This window comes from Thioalkalivibrio sp. AKL10, from assembly GCF_000381845.1.
GTDB lineage: Bacteria > Pseudomonadota > Gammaproteobacteria > Ectothiorhodospirales > Ectothiorhodospiraceae > Thioalkalivibrio > Thioalkalivibrio versutus.
Genome location: NZ_KB907144.1, coordinates 410,927 through 426,665 on the forward strand (window position 1 = coordinate 410,927; position 15,739 = coordinate 426,665).

The following is a 15,739-nucleotide window of genomic DNA, read 5'->3' on the forward strand; positions in this document are numbered from 1 at the left end:
GTCCGGGCTGGAGACGGGCCATGACCGAACGGCTCGGCCGGGCGAATGGGTGGCGAGCCGTGCAACCCCGACGATGTTCCGTGCTGTGCCTTGCGGTAGGCATCCGGGCCTGTATCCTCGGGCTGTCACCTGCCACCGAGCGCATCAGCCATGGACACGCCCATCTCATCCTCCAACCCCTTGCCCCCCGAAAGTCCGGGCGGCGCCGACCGCGAGGGTTTTTTCGCCTTCGAACGGGGCGACTACCAGGCCGCCCGGGACATCTGGGAGGCCCGCGCCGATGGTGGCTCGGCCTGGGCGCAGCTCGGCATGGGAATCCTCTACGCGGAGGGGCTGGGGCTGGAGGCGGCCCCAGAGCGTGCACGCGAGTATTGGACACAGGCCGCGGAACAGGGGCTAAGCGATGCCAGCTTCAACCTGGGCGTGATGGCCGAGAAGGCAGAGCCGGCGGATACCGAGATGGCCCGGCATTGGTATCGCCGCGCGGCCGAGTCAGGACACGTCGCGGCACAGAACAATCTGGCGGTTCTGCTGCTCAACCAGGGCGGCGACGCCGCCGCCACCGAGGCCGTCCAATGGTGGAAACGCTCCGCGGAACGCGGCGATCCCGATGCCCTGAACAGCCTTGGGGTCGCCCACCAACAAGGCAGTGGCTGCGAGCGGGATCGAACCGCCGCAGTGGAGTACTACGCCCAGGCCGCCAGCGCGGGCCACCGGGACGCGGCCTTCAATCTCGCCCTCGCCCTGGAACAGGGCGATGGAGTGGACGCGGACCTGACCGCCGCTGTCCGCTGGTATCAGCAGGCGGCCGAGGCCGGGGACCCCGACGCCGCGGCGAAACTGGGGAATCTCTGCCGCGATGGCAAGGGCACAAAGGAAGACATGGAAGCTGCTGCTCACTGGTACCGGGCGGCGGCCGAAGCGGGCCACCCCCAGGCCCAGGCCAACCTTGGGGTCCTGCTGGATCGAGGCCTGGGGGTACCCCGGGACCAGTCGGCGGCAGCGCGCTGGTATGAAGCCTCTGCCCGGCAGGGCCTGGCCCCGGCGCAGTACAACCTGGGCATCGTGCTGGCCGACGGCCATGGTGTGGAGGTCGACTATGTCGCCGCCTGGGTCTGGTTCGCGCGCGCCGCCGATCAGGGCCACAAGCCGGCGGCCGAGGCGCGCGACTACATCCACCAGCAACTCACCCCGGAGCAACGCGCGGAGGCCGAGACGCGCAAGACCGAGCCCTTCGGTCCGCCCATCACTCGATAGGCGAGCACGCACGCGCCGATCCCGCATCTTGCGCCTGGCGATGCGAGGCCACGGCACGGTTGTAACGAGAATGAAAGGGACAGGCACCATCCTGTTGAGCCGGGAACGCCGGACTCTCATACGCACACGATAACTACCACTATTCGTGCGGATTTGCCTTTGTCGAGGGAGCTGTCTAGCATCCGGCTTTCGTAACGACAACCCCCGCAATACTCGGTCTGGAGTCCCAAACGCCATGAGAACTCTCGCTTAGGCCGGGCGCCGTTTCCTCGTTCGTGCGCCCGGCCAACCCCCTTCTTCTTGTTTCTGATCAGGAGATGCGACCGTGGCGCGCAACAACCCGTATTACCTTCGGCCAGCCGCCGATACCCGAACCCATCAATGGATCCGGAAGGACTACTGCGGAGCTATCGGCACCCCGATGGAACTCGCCTGCCTTCTCGAGAAGCTCGACGATGGAAGCCAAGCGGCAGCAACCCGCGGGGAGCCCATCGCCAGAGTAGGCTCCCGGGTACAACTACTGGATCTGCAAACCGAGGAGACGTTTGTCGTCGAACTCTGCGAGCCGGAAGACGCGAGACCCGAACAGGCGAAGATATCCATCCTGTCGCCGCTTGGCGCACGTTTGCTGGGGCTCCAACGGAACGGGACCGCCGAGGTCTCCCTCCTGCGGAGCCGGCTGCGGTTCATGGTGGTCAACATACTTCGCGCCGACGAGCGGACACCGCAACACCCGGATGAAGCCGATCCGGAAAAGGGCTGACAAGCGCGACGGGGTCGGACCACGACAAGAGCCTGAAATACTTTCGGTTATAGCGGTTTCCAGGCCCACAGATGGCCTTAAACGGACAATTTAGGGACGAAAATGGCCAACTTGCTCGCAGACAGACGGCAATGCGGCATCTCCCGCTATGGCATGGGGTCACACCTTGCCTTTGGCTCCTGTGGTGAAGGCAGAGGAAAAGACCAGGTCTGACCCCTCCTTACTTCCCGAGGCGCGCAAGGCCGAGCCTCCAGTTAGTTAGTCCATCACCCGTTCGGCACGAGCACCGCGAGTGTCCCCGGCGAGTGAGGCCAACGCTGCTGGGGACGGTGTAAGACTCGCGCTAGAACCAATCCGCCGCCGACCGCGATAATGGGGACCGGTTCCTGTTCCTGCGCGGCTCGGACTGTCGCTTCACCCGGCCGCAGCCGTGTCCTGGTTGCTGGATCCTTCCCGAATACCACGCCCCACTGCGACATCGTACCGGCGCAGGGGAGAGCGCCGTGCGAAGGGGCAGTTTCGACGCCAATCGGCGTCCTTGTCCGCCATTTCCGGGTGCATGGCCGGTGTCAGATCCCGCAACTGGCGCCAGAGCAACGGGTCGCCGCCCTCCAGCACCTCCAGCCAGGCCGCCTTCTCGCGAACAAACACCGGGGTGAAGGCACGATCATGCATGAATACGGTACAGGCCAGATCGATCAGCTGGGCCAGTTTCACGGTCTTGGCCGGGGCCGTCGCCCGCGCCAGATGCGCCCGGTCGATCGCCTTGCGCTGGGCCCGGTTGCCGTCCTCCGGATGACTCACGTCGCTGATCATCACCACCATTTCTGCGACCTCCGCGCCAAACAGCCGCTCCAGGGTCTCCGGTTTTACCCCGGTATCCCGAATGGTGTCCTGCAGCCAGACGGCCGCCCGCATGCACTCGGTGTGCTGCACCGAACGCAGCAGTTCCACAACCCGCGCCGGATGCACGATATAGGGCTCGCCGGTATACCGGCAGACGTGCTCGACGCGCGCATGCGCGGCAATGGCGAAGGAACGGGCGCGTTGTTCCAGCTGCATGGGTTGATCCGGAAGGGTGTGATGCCGGGTATTGTAGAGAAACCGAATCAGAAGAGCTCCACGTTACGGCGCCGGTCTCAGTCAAGTGCGTCACGCTATTGGGTGCGCGCATGGCATGGGGTCGACCTTGCCTGTTGCCCCTCCTTCCGATCATGGCGGAGCTAGTGGTACCCCCTCAGCCGGAAGAAGAGATCCCCATCTTCTTGCAGCCGGCCTTCACCGACCCCAGCGGTACGGGCTCCTGGCGTCAGCCGCGGCGCTCGCCCTGCTGGAAAAGGCCGGATTTTCCGCCGCAAAGAGCCGCAAAACCGTTCTGTTTGGCACCGTACCGACGCCAGCCTGACCTCGGCCTATGGTGGCGAACAGTCTGTGTTGATGACGAACGCGCCATGCAAAGGCACGAATCCCTGGCGTGACGTTATCCATTGCCATTCGTGCGCTGGAAGGCGGCCACTCAGGGTAGCGGGAGGGAGCCGGTGCGACTGAAGCTTGAATCGGCGCTTGAAGAATCACTCAGCAATTACCTGACCGCTGCCGTCATCATTGCCGCCATACTGACCGCGCCGCTGACGATCACTTACTGGTTAGACGTGGAACACCCCCTGATCACGGTCGCCGATTGGCTGATCTGGGCAGTGTTCGTGGTCGAGTATGCTTTTTACATGGCCATCTCGCATGACCGCTGGAAGACGACCAAAGAAAACTGGCTATCGGTGTTGATTATCATCTTCTCCTTTCCACTGCTTCACGAGATACTCAAATCCACTCGCCTGATCCGACTTCTCCGCCCCCTGCCGCTGCTGCGACACACGGCCCTGCTCCGACAGATTGAACTGTTCCGTCTGGCCAGCGTCCGCAATGCCGGCAGCAGTGCCGCGATAACAGAGGCCAAGGAAAAGTTGGGTAAGGAACACTGGGCTGTCCGCTTCATCGTACGCGTCGAGTACTATCGTTCACGCCTTGTTACGGGGCTGCTGAAACTCCTGCCATTCATAAAGTCCAGCACCATTCGCAAGCGACGTCAGGAGGAGCGCTCAAAGCGCGAAGACATGAACGAATAAACGGAAACCGCTCGATGGGTTGTGCTGTTATCTCCCTCATCCTTCTTGCTCCAGGACCAGGAATAAGAGGACACCCATGTTGTTCCGATGGTCCGAACGTTCGACTCAACGGGCCGCTATCACTGCTCCGACAGGGTTACGCCACGATTAAAGCGGACGCATCGCACTGAGGGTCGTCTACGAAGGCCGTCTACCGATCCCAGCGGCCGCACATGGACATGCCACGGACACGGCGACAGGTATCCGCGGTACGGTCTACCCTTCTAAGACACCGCCCGGATGAATAACCCGCCCATGCCGTTTCCCGCGCAGAAGACCAAGATCGTTGCCACCATTGGGCCCGCGTCCGATTCACCAGAGACGCTGCGGCGCATGATGCTGGCCGGGCTCGATGTAACTCGGCTGAATTTCTCGCACGGCGATGCCGCCTACCATGCCGAGTTGATCGGTCGCATCCGCGACGTCGCGGATGCGACCGGCACCCGCGTCGCCATCCTCGGCGACCTGCCGGGTCCGAAGATGCGTATCGGCGAACTGGCGGAAGAGCCGATCGAACTGCACCCCGACCAGACCATCACCCTGACTACCGAGGACTGCATTGGCGATGCCTCGCGGGTCAGCGTGTCGTTCGCGAGCCTGCCGGAGGCGGTGCAGCCGGGCGATGCCCTGTTCCTGAACGATGGCTTCATCGAGCTGGAGGTGGTGACGGTCGAGCGCAGCGAAGTGATCTGCCGCGTACATACCGGCGGAGAACTGCGCTCGCGCAAGGGCCTGAATCTGCCGGGCATCGATCTCGGCATCCGCGCCTTCACCACGGAAGACCACCAATGGCTGCGGTTTGCAGCGGAACACGGCGTGGATGCGGTCAGCCAGAGCTTCGTAGTCGACGGCGACGACATCCTTGCGGTGCGCAAGGCGGCAGAAGCACTGGACTACGCCCCCTTCATCATCGCCAAGATCGAGCGCGCCGCCGCGCTGGAGCAGCTCGACAGCATCCTCGAAGCCGCCGACGGCATCATGGTGGCACGCGGGGATCTCGGAGTGGAGATCCCGATCGCGCGCATTGCCCTCGCCCAGCGGCGCATCACCCGACGCGCCAACCGGCACAACCGCCCGGTGATCACCGCCACCCAGATGCTGGAGTCCATGGTCGCCTCGCGCCGCCCTACCCGCGCCGAGGCCACCGACGTCGCCAACGCCATCCTCGGCGGCACCGACTGCGTGATGCTTTCCGCCGAGTCGGCGATGGGGCTGTACCCGGTGGAGGCCGTGGCGATGCTGGCGGCCATTGCCCGCTCCATCGAACCGGAACGCGACGGCGGCATCGGCGCCGACGGCCCGGACGACCCTGACGAGGCAGGTCTTGACCGAGCCGTCGACCTCATCGCGCGCAGCGTACTGCACACCGCGCAGCGGCGCCTGCCACGGGTCACCCTGGCGCCTACGGCCAGTGGCGCCACCGCCCGGCGCATCGCGCGACTGCGCCTGCCCTGCTGGATCGCCGCCTTCACCCCGAACCCGGCCACCGCCCAGGGCCTGCAGTTTTCCTACGGTGTCCACCCCGTGGATGTCGCCGAGGACCGCGCCGACTGGAACGACTTCGCGCGCCAGTGGCTCACCGAGCACGGCATCGACGACGGCCTCGCCCTCCTCGTCCAGGGCCCCTCGGGGCCCCATCCGACCGGCAACCACCGCCTGGAACTGCTCGAACTCGACCGTCCCCGCCAGGAATACACCAACGCACCGGAGCACCCCTGACCCACACCCCCGTGCGGCCGAAGACGGAAGAACACGACACCCGCCTCCTGTCCGAGCTGCAAGGACAGGGGGATTCGGATAGCCCGTCAGTCCAGGGGCAGGATGCGCCGGCGGGGCGGTGGGGCATCCTGCAGCCTCTGCTGGTTCGCGTACTCGCGTTGCTTCTGCTCGAGGTAGGTCTCGCGGTCCAGCTCGCGTAGCTGGCGCGGGTATTCGTCGGTCAGGTCGAACCAGCGTTCCAGGCGGGCCAAAAGGAGCTCCTGAGCCGGCCGGTCGCGGACGTCGAGCCAGGCCTGCAGTGCAAGATAGAAGCGCATGACGGTGCGCTCGATCATGCCTTCCAGGCCGCCGATGTATTGTGGCTCGCCGTTTTCGTAACCGACCACGGTGAAACCCACCCGCTCGCGTCCCCCGGTGGCGAGGTAGACGAGCGCGGCCAGCCGGGCAATCACCCCGAAGCGCAACGAATACTCGAGGTTGACGAGGGTCCCCGTGTCGTGCGGCACGACGTGGACGACGATGGAGTAATCCCGGGTTCCGTAGGGCCCACGATCGCCCTCCAGCTCGATCAGCAGCCAGTCCTCACCCATCTGGGCCGACCGCCTGACGAGCTCCACACGCTCTGCATACTCCGCCTGCTCGTAACGCGCACGGCCCACGTACAGGTGCAGCAAGGCGTCCGCCCCCTCGCGGTAGACGCAGCTCTTGATGTTGATGTGCAGGACGGTGATTTCGCACCACGCCGAAAGCGCTTCCAGCTCACTGGCCACCAACGCAAACGAATACGGCAGCCGGGCGTGCACCGCCCCCTCGACGACGCCGCCCTGCACAGTGGAGGTAACGGCAATCGGCTCGCCCAGCGGTGATTCGGCAATGGCGGCCAGCCAGTCTTCGGCGCCATCCGCATGCGCCAGTAGAGGGCTTCCGACAAGCAGAACCAACCCGACAAGCGTGCCGATGTGCAGTCGGCAGCACCAGGATTGGTGGGCAAACGGAACGGCCGGCAGTCGCAGCATGGCAGCGCCCCTCCGTAGAATCACCCGGCCGGCGCCCGTTGACGGTCATGACGGGGTCGGCCCCGGGTCAGGGCCCGAAACGCGGTGACCATTGAGGCGAAATCGCCCCCGCTCACCTCCTTAGATAGCCCATATCAGCGATCAGCACTGGCGAACATGCCCATGGATCATGTGTCTCCCTAGCTGGTCCAGCCGCGGAAACCTTCCCGGACGGAAAGGCAGCGTGCATACCCGAGGTCCCGCAGGAGCTCTGCGGCACGCAGGCTGCGGCGGCCGCTATTGCACAGGCACAGCAGGATCTGGTCCTGGGTGACGTGGTGGCGGTTGATCAGGGAGATGAAGTGCTGGAAATCCCGCTCGTCCGGCTCGTCCGCATCCAGCAGTTCCTGTTCCTCCTCGGACAGCTCGCGACCCAGCAGCTGCTTCAGGCGGAACAGGGGCACAGGGACGGCACCTTCTACCGCGCCTTCCAGCTCCAGTTCGAAGGGCTGACGGATATCCAGCAACACGGCCAGGCCGATATCGACCAGTTCGCGCGCCGCGTTCACGCTGATCTCCAGCTGCGGCTTGCTCGTTTCGTTCGCCATGCGCTCTCCTTTGATGTTCGCCTCTCTCTGAGGCCGCCTTCTCGGCTCCCGGTTCCCCCGATTGCACCGCCCGATCCACAACCTCGACATTGGACATCAGAAACCCGGTCCGGGCTTCTGTCATGCCTGAGGTTTCACGCTCTGTGAAGCGGCCCCACGACATTTCAGACGGCGGGTTCTATGCTCCATGGATACCTGCCGCCTGAAACGGCGCACTGATCAGCGTTAGGGGCAGCATGCCGAACGACCACGATATCGACCTGAGCCGCCACCACGAACCCCGTGATTTCTCCGACCGCGTCGCACGGGGCTTTACCTCGCTGATGCGATTCTTCGCCGACACCTTCTTTGCCCGGCGCTACGGACACCGCGCCGTGGTCCTGGAGACGGTTGCGGGCGTCCCCGGCATGGTGGGCGCCACGCTGCAGCACCTGCGCTCGCTGCGGCGCATGGAGGATGACCACGGCTGGATCCGCACGCTGATGGACGAGGCCGAGAACGAGCGCATGCACCTGCTCACCTTCATCGAGATCACCTCGCCCAACTGGCTGGAGCGCTTCCTGATCATCCTGGCGCAGGGCTTCTTCTACACGTTGTTCTTTATGATCTACATCCTCTCGTCGCGTACGGCGCACCGGATCGTAGGCTACTTCGAAGAGGAAGCGGTCGTCAGCTACACCGAGTACCTGGAGGAAGTGGAGTCCGGCGGGCTCGATAACGTCGCCGCGCCGGCACGCGCGATCCAGTACTGGAACCTTCCGGAAGATGCCCGCCTGTCCGACGTCATCCGCGCGGTACGCGCCGACGAGGCAGGCCACCGGGACGTCAACCACGGCTTCGCCGACCTGCTCGGCAAGAAGGACTGACCCGGGCGCTCTCCCGCGACCTGACGGGGCCGGTTTTCGGGCACTATCGTGTGGCCGTATGCGAACGACATGGAGACGGCCGTGAACGACGAGACAACCGGCGGGACCGAGGGCGCACTCCCCCTGCAGCGGCTGGCAGGATGGGGACTGCGCGGTATCGCGGTCCTGACGGGCCTGGGCGGGCTACTGACATCGGTGACGCTCTGGACGCTGGCACAGGAAACGCCGCAGGTGCCCTGGCCGGTCGCATCCCTGGTGTTGCTGCAGGCCCTCTTTGCCGTTGCAGTGCTGGCCTGGGTCGTGCTCCTGTGGCGAAGGGCCCGCGCACTGGGCACGCTGGCGACGCGGGACTATCCCGCCATCACCTGCGTTGTCGTCTGCACACGGCTGGTCGGCGAGCTGCTGGCGATTGCCTTCGTGCTGCTCGCGCTGGCGTTGTCGGTCATCTCCCTGACGGCGGTGGAGCCCTTTGCGGGCACCGCGGTGGCCGCGTTCGGCCTTGAAGCCGAGCTGGTGGAACCGGCGAGCTGGGGACTGGCCCTCCTGACGGCGATCCTCTGGCCCCTCGCCGGGTTGTTCGCGGGCGGGATGGTCCTGTTCGCGGCCTACCTGTTCGCCGATGCCATGACGGCCATGCTGGAGTATGTGCGCGACGTGCGGCGCATCCGCGAGACCCTGTCGTCCGGACCGTCCGCGAGATGAAGTAGAACGCGAGACCTTCGCGACCTTCGGGTTCAAACCTTGCCTTTTGCTTCGTCAGTCGGCCCCGCAGAAAACGCCGCTGAACCCCCGGCAAGTACGCCGCCAACCGCGCAGGCCCGACACCCGTTCGAACCGGCTGGCAGCGGACTCTAGCGGACGTCGCAACGGGTGATCCACCTCAAGGTTTGGCCGGCCAGGCCGTTTACTGTGGTCATGGCCCGAGGTTGCGGGCTGCTCCCAATACTGGCCACACAAGGACCGCCCATGAATTTCCGCTCGCTCTCCGTTCGATCCAAGCTGGTCATCACCATCGTGGTACCCGTGGCCGCGCTCCTGCTGTTGGCGGCCTTGGCCGCCCGCGGCACAGCCAACATCGAAGAGGGCGTGCAGAACATCTATCACGACCGCGTCGTGCCCCTGCAGCAGCTGAAGACCATCGCCGACAACTATGCGGTGCTGGTCATCGATGCGGTCAACAAGGCGGACGCCGGACGGATGACGGCGGAAGAGGCACTCGCCGACGTCCGTGAGGCACGAGAGGAGATCGCCGAGATCTGGGACGCCTACCTGGCCACGACCCTGACGCCCCGTGAGCAGGAACTGGCCGATGGTGCCCGCGGGTTGTTCCGCGCAGCCAACGCCCACCTGGACCGTCTGGAGGGGGCTCTTGGCGGGATGTCCGGCGATGTCCAGGGCGAGCTCGACGCCTTCAACGGTCCCCTGTACGACACCATCGATCCGATCAGCGACCAGATTACCCAGCTGGTCGACCTGCAGATCGATGTTGCCGGGACCGAAGCCGAGCGGGTATCGGCGTTCTACACCCAGGTTCTGGTGCGCAGCGGCGCGCTGATGCTGGTGGTCTTGATCATCGTCGTGGTCACCGGGGTGTGGACGTATCGCTCGGTGGCACTCCCGATCTCGCGGATGCGCGAGACACTCACGGAGATCGCCGAGCACCATGACCTCTCGCGCCGGGTCGACGTTCGCTCCGACGACGAGATCGGCGCCACTGCAGGCGCCCTGAACAGCATGCTCGACCAATTCCAGGACTCGATCCGCGAGTTGCGCACGCTGACGGACCAGATGGCCTCTGCCGCGGAACAGCTGTCCGCCGTCAGTACCCAGACCAACGGGAACATCGACCAGCAGCGCTCGCAGACCGAGCAGGTTTCGACGGCGATGAACGAGATGGCCGCGACGGTGCAGGAGGTCGCGCGCAATGCCTCCGATGCCGCGTCCTCCAGCCAGGAAGCCGATCAGGAATCCCGCGCGGGTGGCGAAGTGGTGCGCACGGTGGTCAGCGACATCGGACGCCTGTCGGGCGAAGTCGCGACCATCGAGGAATCCGTGCGCAACCTGGACGAGAAGGGGCAGCAGATTGGCTCGGTGCTCGACGTCATTCGCGGCATTGCCGAGCAGACCAACCTCCTGGCCCTGAATGCGGCCATCGAGGCCGCCCGCGCCGGCGAACAGGGACGCGGCTTCGCCGTGGTCGCCGACGAGGTGCGTACCCTCGCCTCGCGCACGCAGGACTCCACGGCGGATATCCAGGCGATGATCGAGTCGCTGCAGGCGGGCACCCGCAACGCCGTCACCGCGATGGGCCGCGGCCGCGAAATGGCCGAGGCCACCAGCAACGACGCCGAACGCGCCGGGCAAGCGCTGGAATCCATCGTCCAAGCGGTCGGCCGAATCAGCGACATGACCACACAGATCGCCAGCGCGGCGGAAGAACAGAACGCGGTGGCCGAAGAGATCAACCGGAATATCTACGCCATCAATGACATCACCGGCGATACCGCCAACGGGGCCCGCCAGACGGCCACCGCCAGCCAGGAGGTCGCGGACATCGCCTCGCGCGTACGCGACCTGGCCTCCGCCTACCGCATTGGCTGACCCCCACGCTTATAGGGCACCGTGAGCTCGGCTTCGGCTCCGGCTTGCCAGGCGGGCGGCTACCGCTTTGCACGAAAGCATCCGAAAAAAACGGATCCGTCAGGAGCAGCCGCGCGATCCGAGCTTGCGATGCGAAAAGTGGGGGCTCGTCACGGGGCACCGGGAACTCCAGCCGCCGAACGCACTCTAAGATTTACGTTGCCCGCGATGCCTCCACCCGACGAAGGTGGACCCATTGGGGGTTGCCCGATAAACGCGATCTAGACGCATTCTTTTGCATTTAGTATCAGCATACGATTATATTCTGGCATTCCACTTTAAGAACCGATCAGGAGCTTCCATGCGAGCCATCAAGACTCTAGCCGCTTCCGCCCTTCTCGCCCTCGCCGGTGCCGGCACAGTTGCGCAGGCGGATGAGCCCTCCAAGCTGTTCGTCAGCGTCACCTCGGCCGACGACCACACCCAGTTCATGTCCATGGTGTTGGCCAACCAGAGCATGCGTCAGGGTCAGGAGATCCGCGTCCTGCTGTGCGGTCCCGCCGCGACGATGGCGACCGAAGACTTCGACGGCGCCACCATGCAGCCGGCCGACCGGAACGCACAGCAGCTGATGATGAACCTGCTCAACAACGGCGCCACCGTTGAGACCTGCGCCATCTTCCTGCCGAACACGGACTACACCGAGGCCGACCTGCTTGACGGCATCACCCCGGCCGACCCGGAAGAAGTCGGTGCCTATATGGCCGATCCGAACGTGCGCTTCTTCTCGAACTGATCGCCCGCTTTCGATGCTGACGGGGCCCTCTTCGGAGGGCCTTTTCCGTTTGGACGGCCGGATTCCATTGCAGGCGCGCCCGGGTACACTGTTTGTTGTCTGGCGGAGCCCAGGCTCCGAGCCCGTCACGCATGGGACCGGGCCGTTCCAAACGAACCCCAGGGGGCCACTTATGAGGCTTTGGTCGAAGTGGAAGAAAGGCGGGGCACTGCTGGCCGATGTCCTGCAACGCCTAGGGATCGACCCGAAGGCGGCCGCGGCACAGGAGAGCTTCAAGCAGATCCTGGACGCTGCGGAGACGGGAGCGGATGAGCGCCTCAAGCGCGAGTCGCAGGACAACGCCCTGTCGAGGGACGAACGCAACACCCGCTGGGAGGCACTGTTTTTCGAGGAGATCCGCTCCCGGGCCAAGGCCCATGCCGCGGAGTTCAAACGCCGCTGATCGCCGCGGCGGCACCGCTGAACGTGGAGCACTCGGGATCAGTCGTTCTTGCGGAACACGCACCAGTTGAACGGCTGCTCGGTCTCGCCCGGGGTCACGTGGACCTCGCGTTGCGACTTCACCAGCGCAAAACCCGGACCGAACGCGTGCTGCAGGGTCTCTGGGGAAAGCCGCTGCACCGGCAGGCCGGAACATTTTTCCGGGCCATCCAGCGCAAAGGTCCCGATTACGATATGCCCACCCGGGCGAAGGGCATGCTGCACCTGCTGCACGTATCGGGCCCGTTGATCCGCGGCGATCAAGAAGTGAAACACCGCGCGGTCATGCCAGACATCAAGCGCTGCCTCCGGAAACGCGTGTTCCAGTGCATCCGCTTCCTGCCATGCGACCGCCGCGGCGCGCTCCCCGACCCGCTCGCGCGCCTTCTCGATCGCCGCCCCGGACAGATCGAGCACCGTCAGGTTGCGATAGCCCTCTGCCAGCAGCTCGTCCACCAGGACCGAGGCACCGCCACCGATATCGACAATCGCGGCATCGGGGGCCGGCGCCACCGCCCAAATCAGGGCCCGCGACGTCCGCGCCTCCGCCTGATACCACCCCACCGCATCGGTGGCGCGGGTCTGGTAGACGTCTTCCCAGTGCGGCTTGGTGCTCATGCGGGTTCCTGGTTACCGGAGCAAAGGCTTCTCGTACCGGAAGGATATCAGGCGTTCGGGCCCCGTGTGCTACCCTCCGCGCCGATTCCCATGCCGCCGGGCCAGCCCTATGAAATTCTTCCGCCTGATCAGCATTGTCGAGGGCATTTCCCTCGTCACCCTGCTCTTTGTCGCCATGCCGCTACGCACCTACGCGGATATGCCACTGGCGGTGACCTACGTGGGCTGGGTGCACGGCATCCTGTTCATCGTCTATGGCGCGACGTCGTTGATCGCCAGCCACCTGAGCGGGTGGCCAGTCTGGAAATGGCTGCTGGTCCTGTTCCTTGGGGTGGTGCCCTTCGGCTTTCTCTACGTCGACCACCTGATCCGGCGCGAAATCTCCAACGCAAGCGCGGCCAGGACGGCCTGACGCCCAATCATCACGGGCCACGACCCAGCCGCCTGCAGCCCCCGCTCGTCATCCCGGCCGGAGCGAAGCGCAGAGCCGGGATCTCCTACGTCAGCGACTGCCCCAGCGCCGGAGATCCCGGATCGCCGCTGCGCGGCGTCCGGGATGACGGCCCCAGGTGTGCCTCGATGAATCGGACTGGCCACTCGTCCCTTGAATGCCTTCCCCAGAACCGACGTTCGCGTGGTCTAATCGGCCCTTCATCCCCATACCAAAGCCCACCATGATCGCCGTAATCTTCGAAGTGGAACCACACGCCGAACGCAAGCAGGACTACCTGGATGCGGCCGCGAGTCTGCGCGAGCACCTGAAGGACGTCGACGGATTCCTCTCCATCGAGCGTTTCGAGAGCCTGAGCCAGCCGGGCAAGGTGCTGTCACTGTCTTTCTGGCGGGATGAAGCAGCCGTTCGGGAATGGCGCAACCTCGAGGAACACCGCCAGGTGCAGGCGGCCGGGCGCGGCGGCATCTTCGCCAACTACCGCCTGCGCGTGGCCGAGGTCGTGCGCGACTACGGCATGCAGGACCGCGACCAGGCGCCGGACGACTCCCGCAGCGCCCACGGAGCCTGATCCTCGCCACCAACCCGTCACACGCGGCTCGATCGCGATCGGGCCGCGTCCAGCCGACCTGCCGAGTGTTCAGGAAACACTGATGGGCTGGCATTTTGTTACTGCACGCTGCAGCCCCCGTGCTCCGAGAGGGCCAGGATGGCCTGACTCAGCGCTGACCTACCCAGGATCGCGCACGATGATGCGGCCTTCCATGTACGGGTGCGGGGCACAGATGTAGTCATACGTGCCCGGCTCGGTCAGCGTGACGCTGTCGCTCTCGGCGTGGCCCAGCATCGCCGTAGCGAACGATTGCGGGCCGCGCATGGCGACGGCATTGTGCGCACCCGAGGTCTCCCCAAGACCATAAGTGAAGACATCCTCGTTCACCCAGGTGATCTTGGTGCCCGGCGCCACCTCGACCACCTTCGGGTAGAAGGAATTGCCCTTCATCTCGATCACGACCTCGTCCACATCCGCCCCGAACCGGACCGGACGATCCGCCCGGGCGGGTACCGGGTTGGTGTCGGCGTCGGGAATGCCGAACGGCGCGAGGACACGCCGGGCTTCACCGATCCGCTCCGCACGCTCTGCCGGCTCGTGCGAGGGGCCTTCGGCCAGGATCTCGGAGGAGGTCTCCGCGTCCGCTCGGGCGTCCAGCAGCCCAATGGCACCCCGACTGGTGGCCCCGACGCCATGATCCAGCATCGTGTAGACGCCTTCCTCCGGGGGGATTCGGAACTCGATCACCCAGGAGTCCGAGGGGCCCGCGGTTATCGTCTGCCCGCCGGGCCACAGTGCCTCGGGATGCCCCTGCCAGTACACGTAGTCCCAGAGGATGCCCACAATATGGAAGGTGGACAGGAGGTTGGGGCCGACATTCAGGAAGTACATGCGCACGTAGTCCCCCGGACGGACGGGGATCGGGTTCTCCACGTAGCGAAACAGCTGGCCGTTGAACGCGGTGTAACTGGCGTCGCCTTCCACCGCCTCCTTGCCACTGGCATACAGCTCGTGCTGCAGCATATAGAGCTTCAGGTCCGGCTCCTGCCCCAGGTCGGCTTCCAGCTTGTAGGGTTCGTCGCGCGGCTCGACAACGATCATGCCGTACTGCCCGAACATCACGTGCATCGGGATCGCATGACCACCCGGGGCACAGTGATACATAAAGACCCCCGGTGTGGTCGCGCGGAAGGTGATCGACTTGGTCTGCCCGGGAAGGATGTGCCCGACGTGCTTCGAGGTCTGGGTATAGGCGGCATGGATCGAGGCGCCATGCATCACATCGCCGCTATTAGTGATCTCCATGCGCACGATGTCGCCCTCGGTCACCCGCAAGGTTGGCCCGGGCAGTTTCCCGTCGATCAGGAAGCCGTCGTAGACCACGCCCTGCCCGATCGGCACCTGCCCCTCGTCCAGATCAATGCGGAACACATGATCGGGCTCGGCATCCGGGTGCACATACCCGGTCGGCCGCGTCTCCAGCCCCTCGTCACGCTCGATGATCTCGATGAAGTCGCTGTCGCCGAACAGTTCGCTGAAATCCGGGCCCGTCGATGCCTGGGCCACTGAGGCGAAACACCACAACAGGACCACGGCAAACCCGGCCGCGAAATGTCCACCCAGTGGGTTACGGCCAATGGCCGAAGGATATGCCGATTCTGTTCGTTTCATTGCCCCCTCTTCTGGATCGGATCCACGACGCTCCGCTATAACCTTTATAGACCATGCATCTATTCACAGCGTCGCGCGGCACAATCACGCGCGTCAAGCGCAACGGCGCGGCACTCAAACTGACGTGCCCACCGCGCAAACTCCGGTCTCCCCCCTTCGCCCTGCCATGGCAACCGCGCCGGCGCTGGCCTATAGATCTAGCAGCATCCATCGACTGGTG

Annotated in this window: 16 protein-coding genes; 11 read left to right on the top strand and 5 right to left on the bottom strand. The window is 65.0% G+C overall.

Going from position 1 to position 15,739, the window contains the following annotated elements:
- Positions 1 to 150 precede the first annotated feature (150 nt).
- Positions 151 to 1,257, top strand: a complete 1,107-nt coding sequence (locus G333_RS0110640) for an SEL1-like repeat protein (protein ID WP_019628454.1) — start codon at positions 151 to 153, stop codon at positions 1,255 to 1,257.
- Between the two features lie 325 nt (positions 1,258 to 1,582).
- Complete coding sequence (locus tag G333_RS0110645) at positions 1,583 to 2,020, top strand: GreA/GreB family elongation factor (RefSeq protein WP_019562710.1); 438 nt, start codon at positions 1,583 to 1,585, stop codon at positions 2,018 to 2,020.
- Positions 2,021 to 2,434: 414 nt separating this feature from the next.
- On the opposite strand, the gene G333_RS0110650 is transcribed toward G333_RS0110645, so the two are convergent.
- Positions 2,435 to 3,082: an HD domain-containing protein gene (locus G333_RS0110650; protein WP_018176429.1), complete on the bottom strand. Its 648-nt coding sequence runs from the start codon at positions 3,080 to 3,082 to the stop codon at positions 2,435 to 2,437.
- Between the two features lie 476 nt (positions 3,083 to 3,558).
- Here G333_RS0110650 and G333_RS0110655 point away from each other — a divergent pair, with 476 nt between their 5' ends.
- Positions 3,559 to 4,143: an ion transporter gene (locus G333_RS0110655; protein ID WP_019567725.1), complete on the top strand. Its 585-nt coding sequence runs from the start codon at positions 3,559 to 3,561 to the stop codon at positions 4,141 to 4,143.
- Between the two features lie 294 nt (positions 4,144 to 4,437).
- Entirely contained in the window at positions 4,438 to 5,901 is a 1,464-nt protein-coding gene (pyk, locus tag G333_RS0110660) for a pyruvate kinase (RefSeq protein ID WP_019628455.1), read from the top strand.
- Positions 5,902 to 5,987: 86 nt separating this feature from the next.
- On the opposite strand, the gene G333_RS0110665 is transcribed toward pyk, so the two are convergent.
- Both G333_RS0110665 and G333_RS0110670 read right to left on the bottom strand, forming a co-directional pair.
- The gene (locus tag G333_RS0110665; RefSeq protein ID WP_019628456.1) at positions 5,988 to 6,917 is read right to left on the bottom strand and encodes a hypothetical protein; all 930 of its coding nucleotides are present in this window, start codon (positions 6,915 to 6,917) and stop codon (positions 5,988 to 5,990) included.
- Positions 6,918 to 7,096: 179 nt separating this feature from the next.
- On the bottom strand, positions 7,097 to 7,504 hold the full coding sequence (locus G333_RS0110670; protein WP_019628457.1) for a rhodanese-like domain-containing protein: 408 nt from the start codon (positions 7,502 to 7,504) through the stop codon (positions 7,097 to 7,099).
- A gap of 236 nt (positions 7,505 to 7,740) precedes the next feature.
- On the opposite strand from G333_RS0110670, the gene G333_RS0110675 reads away from it, so the two are divergent.
- The 5 genes from G333_RS0110675 (at position 7,741) to G333_RS0110695 (ending at position 12,188) form a co-directional block, all read left to right on the top strand.
- Positions 7,741 to 8,370, top strand: coding sequence for an alternative oxidase (locus G333_RS0110675; protein WP_019567723.1), 630 nt, complete (start codon positions 7,741 to 7,743; stop codon positions 8,368 to 8,370).
- Positions 8,371 to 8,439: 69 nt separating this feature from the next.
- Positions 8,440 to 9,072: a hypothetical protein gene (locus G333_RS0110680; RefSeq protein ID WP_019628458.1), complete on the top strand. Its 633-nt coding sequence runs from the start codon at positions 8,440 to 8,442 to the stop codon at positions 9,070 to 9,072.
- 264 nt (positions 9,073 to 9,336) lie between these two features.
- On the top strand, positions 9,337 to 10,971 hold the full coding sequence (locus G333_RS0110685; protein WP_019628459.1) for a methyl-accepting chemotaxis protein: 1,635 nt from the start codon (positions 9,337 to 9,339) through the stop codon (positions 10,969 to 10,971).
- Positions 10,972 to 11,311: 340 nt separating this feature from the next.
- Positions 11,312 to 11,746, top strand: a complete 435-nt coding sequence (locus tag G333_RS0110690) for a DsrE family protein (RefSeq protein ID WP_019612534.1) — start codon at positions 11,312 to 11,314, stop codon at positions 11,744 to 11,746.
- Between the two features lie 172 nt (positions 11,747 to 11,918).
- The gene (locus tag G333_RS0110695) at positions 11,919 to 12,188 is read left to right on the top strand and encodes a hypothetical protein (RefSeq protein ID WP_019628460.1); all 270 of its coding nucleotides are present in this window, start codon (positions 11,919 to 11,921) and stop codon (positions 12,186 to 12,188) included.
- A gap of 38 nt (positions 12,189 to 12,226) precedes the next feature.
- Here the strand turns inward: G333_RS0110695 and G333_RS0110700 are convergent, their stop codons facing one another.
- On the bottom strand, positions 12,227 to 12,844 hold the full coding sequence (locus tag G333_RS0110700; protein ID WP_019628461.1) for a class I SAM-dependent methyltransferase: 618 nt from the start codon (positions 12,842 to 12,844) through the stop codon (positions 12,227 to 12,229).
- 109 nt (positions 12,845 to 12,953) lie between these two features.
- Here G333_RS0110700 and G333_RS0110705 point away from each other — a divergent pair, with 109 nt between their 5' ends.
- The gene (locus tag G333_RS0110705) at positions 12,954 to 13,256 is read left to right on the top strand and encodes a DUF3817 domain-containing protein (RefSeq protein ID WP_019567719.1); all 303 of its coding nucleotides are present in this window, start codon (positions 12,954 to 12,956) and stop codon (positions 13,254 to 13,256) included.
- A 262-nt stretch (positions 13,257 to 13,518) separates the two neighbouring features.
- Positions 13,519 to 13,866, top strand: a complete 348-nt coding sequence (locus G333_RS0110710; protein WP_019562701.1) for an antibiotic biosynthesis monooxygenase — start codon at positions 13,519 to 13,521, stop codon at positions 13,864 to 13,866.
- A 159-nt stretch (positions 13,867 to 14,025) separates the two neighbouring features.
- On the opposite strand, the gene G333_RS0110715 is transcribed toward G333_RS0110710, so the two are convergent.
- Complete coding sequence (locus tag G333_RS0110715) at positions 14,026 to 15,519, bottom strand: plastocyanin/azurin family copper-binding protein (RefSeq protein WP_019628462.1); 1,494 nt, start codon at positions 15,517 to 15,519, stop codon at positions 14,026 to 14,028.
- Between the last annotated feature and the right edge of the window lie 220 nt (positions 15,520 to 15,739).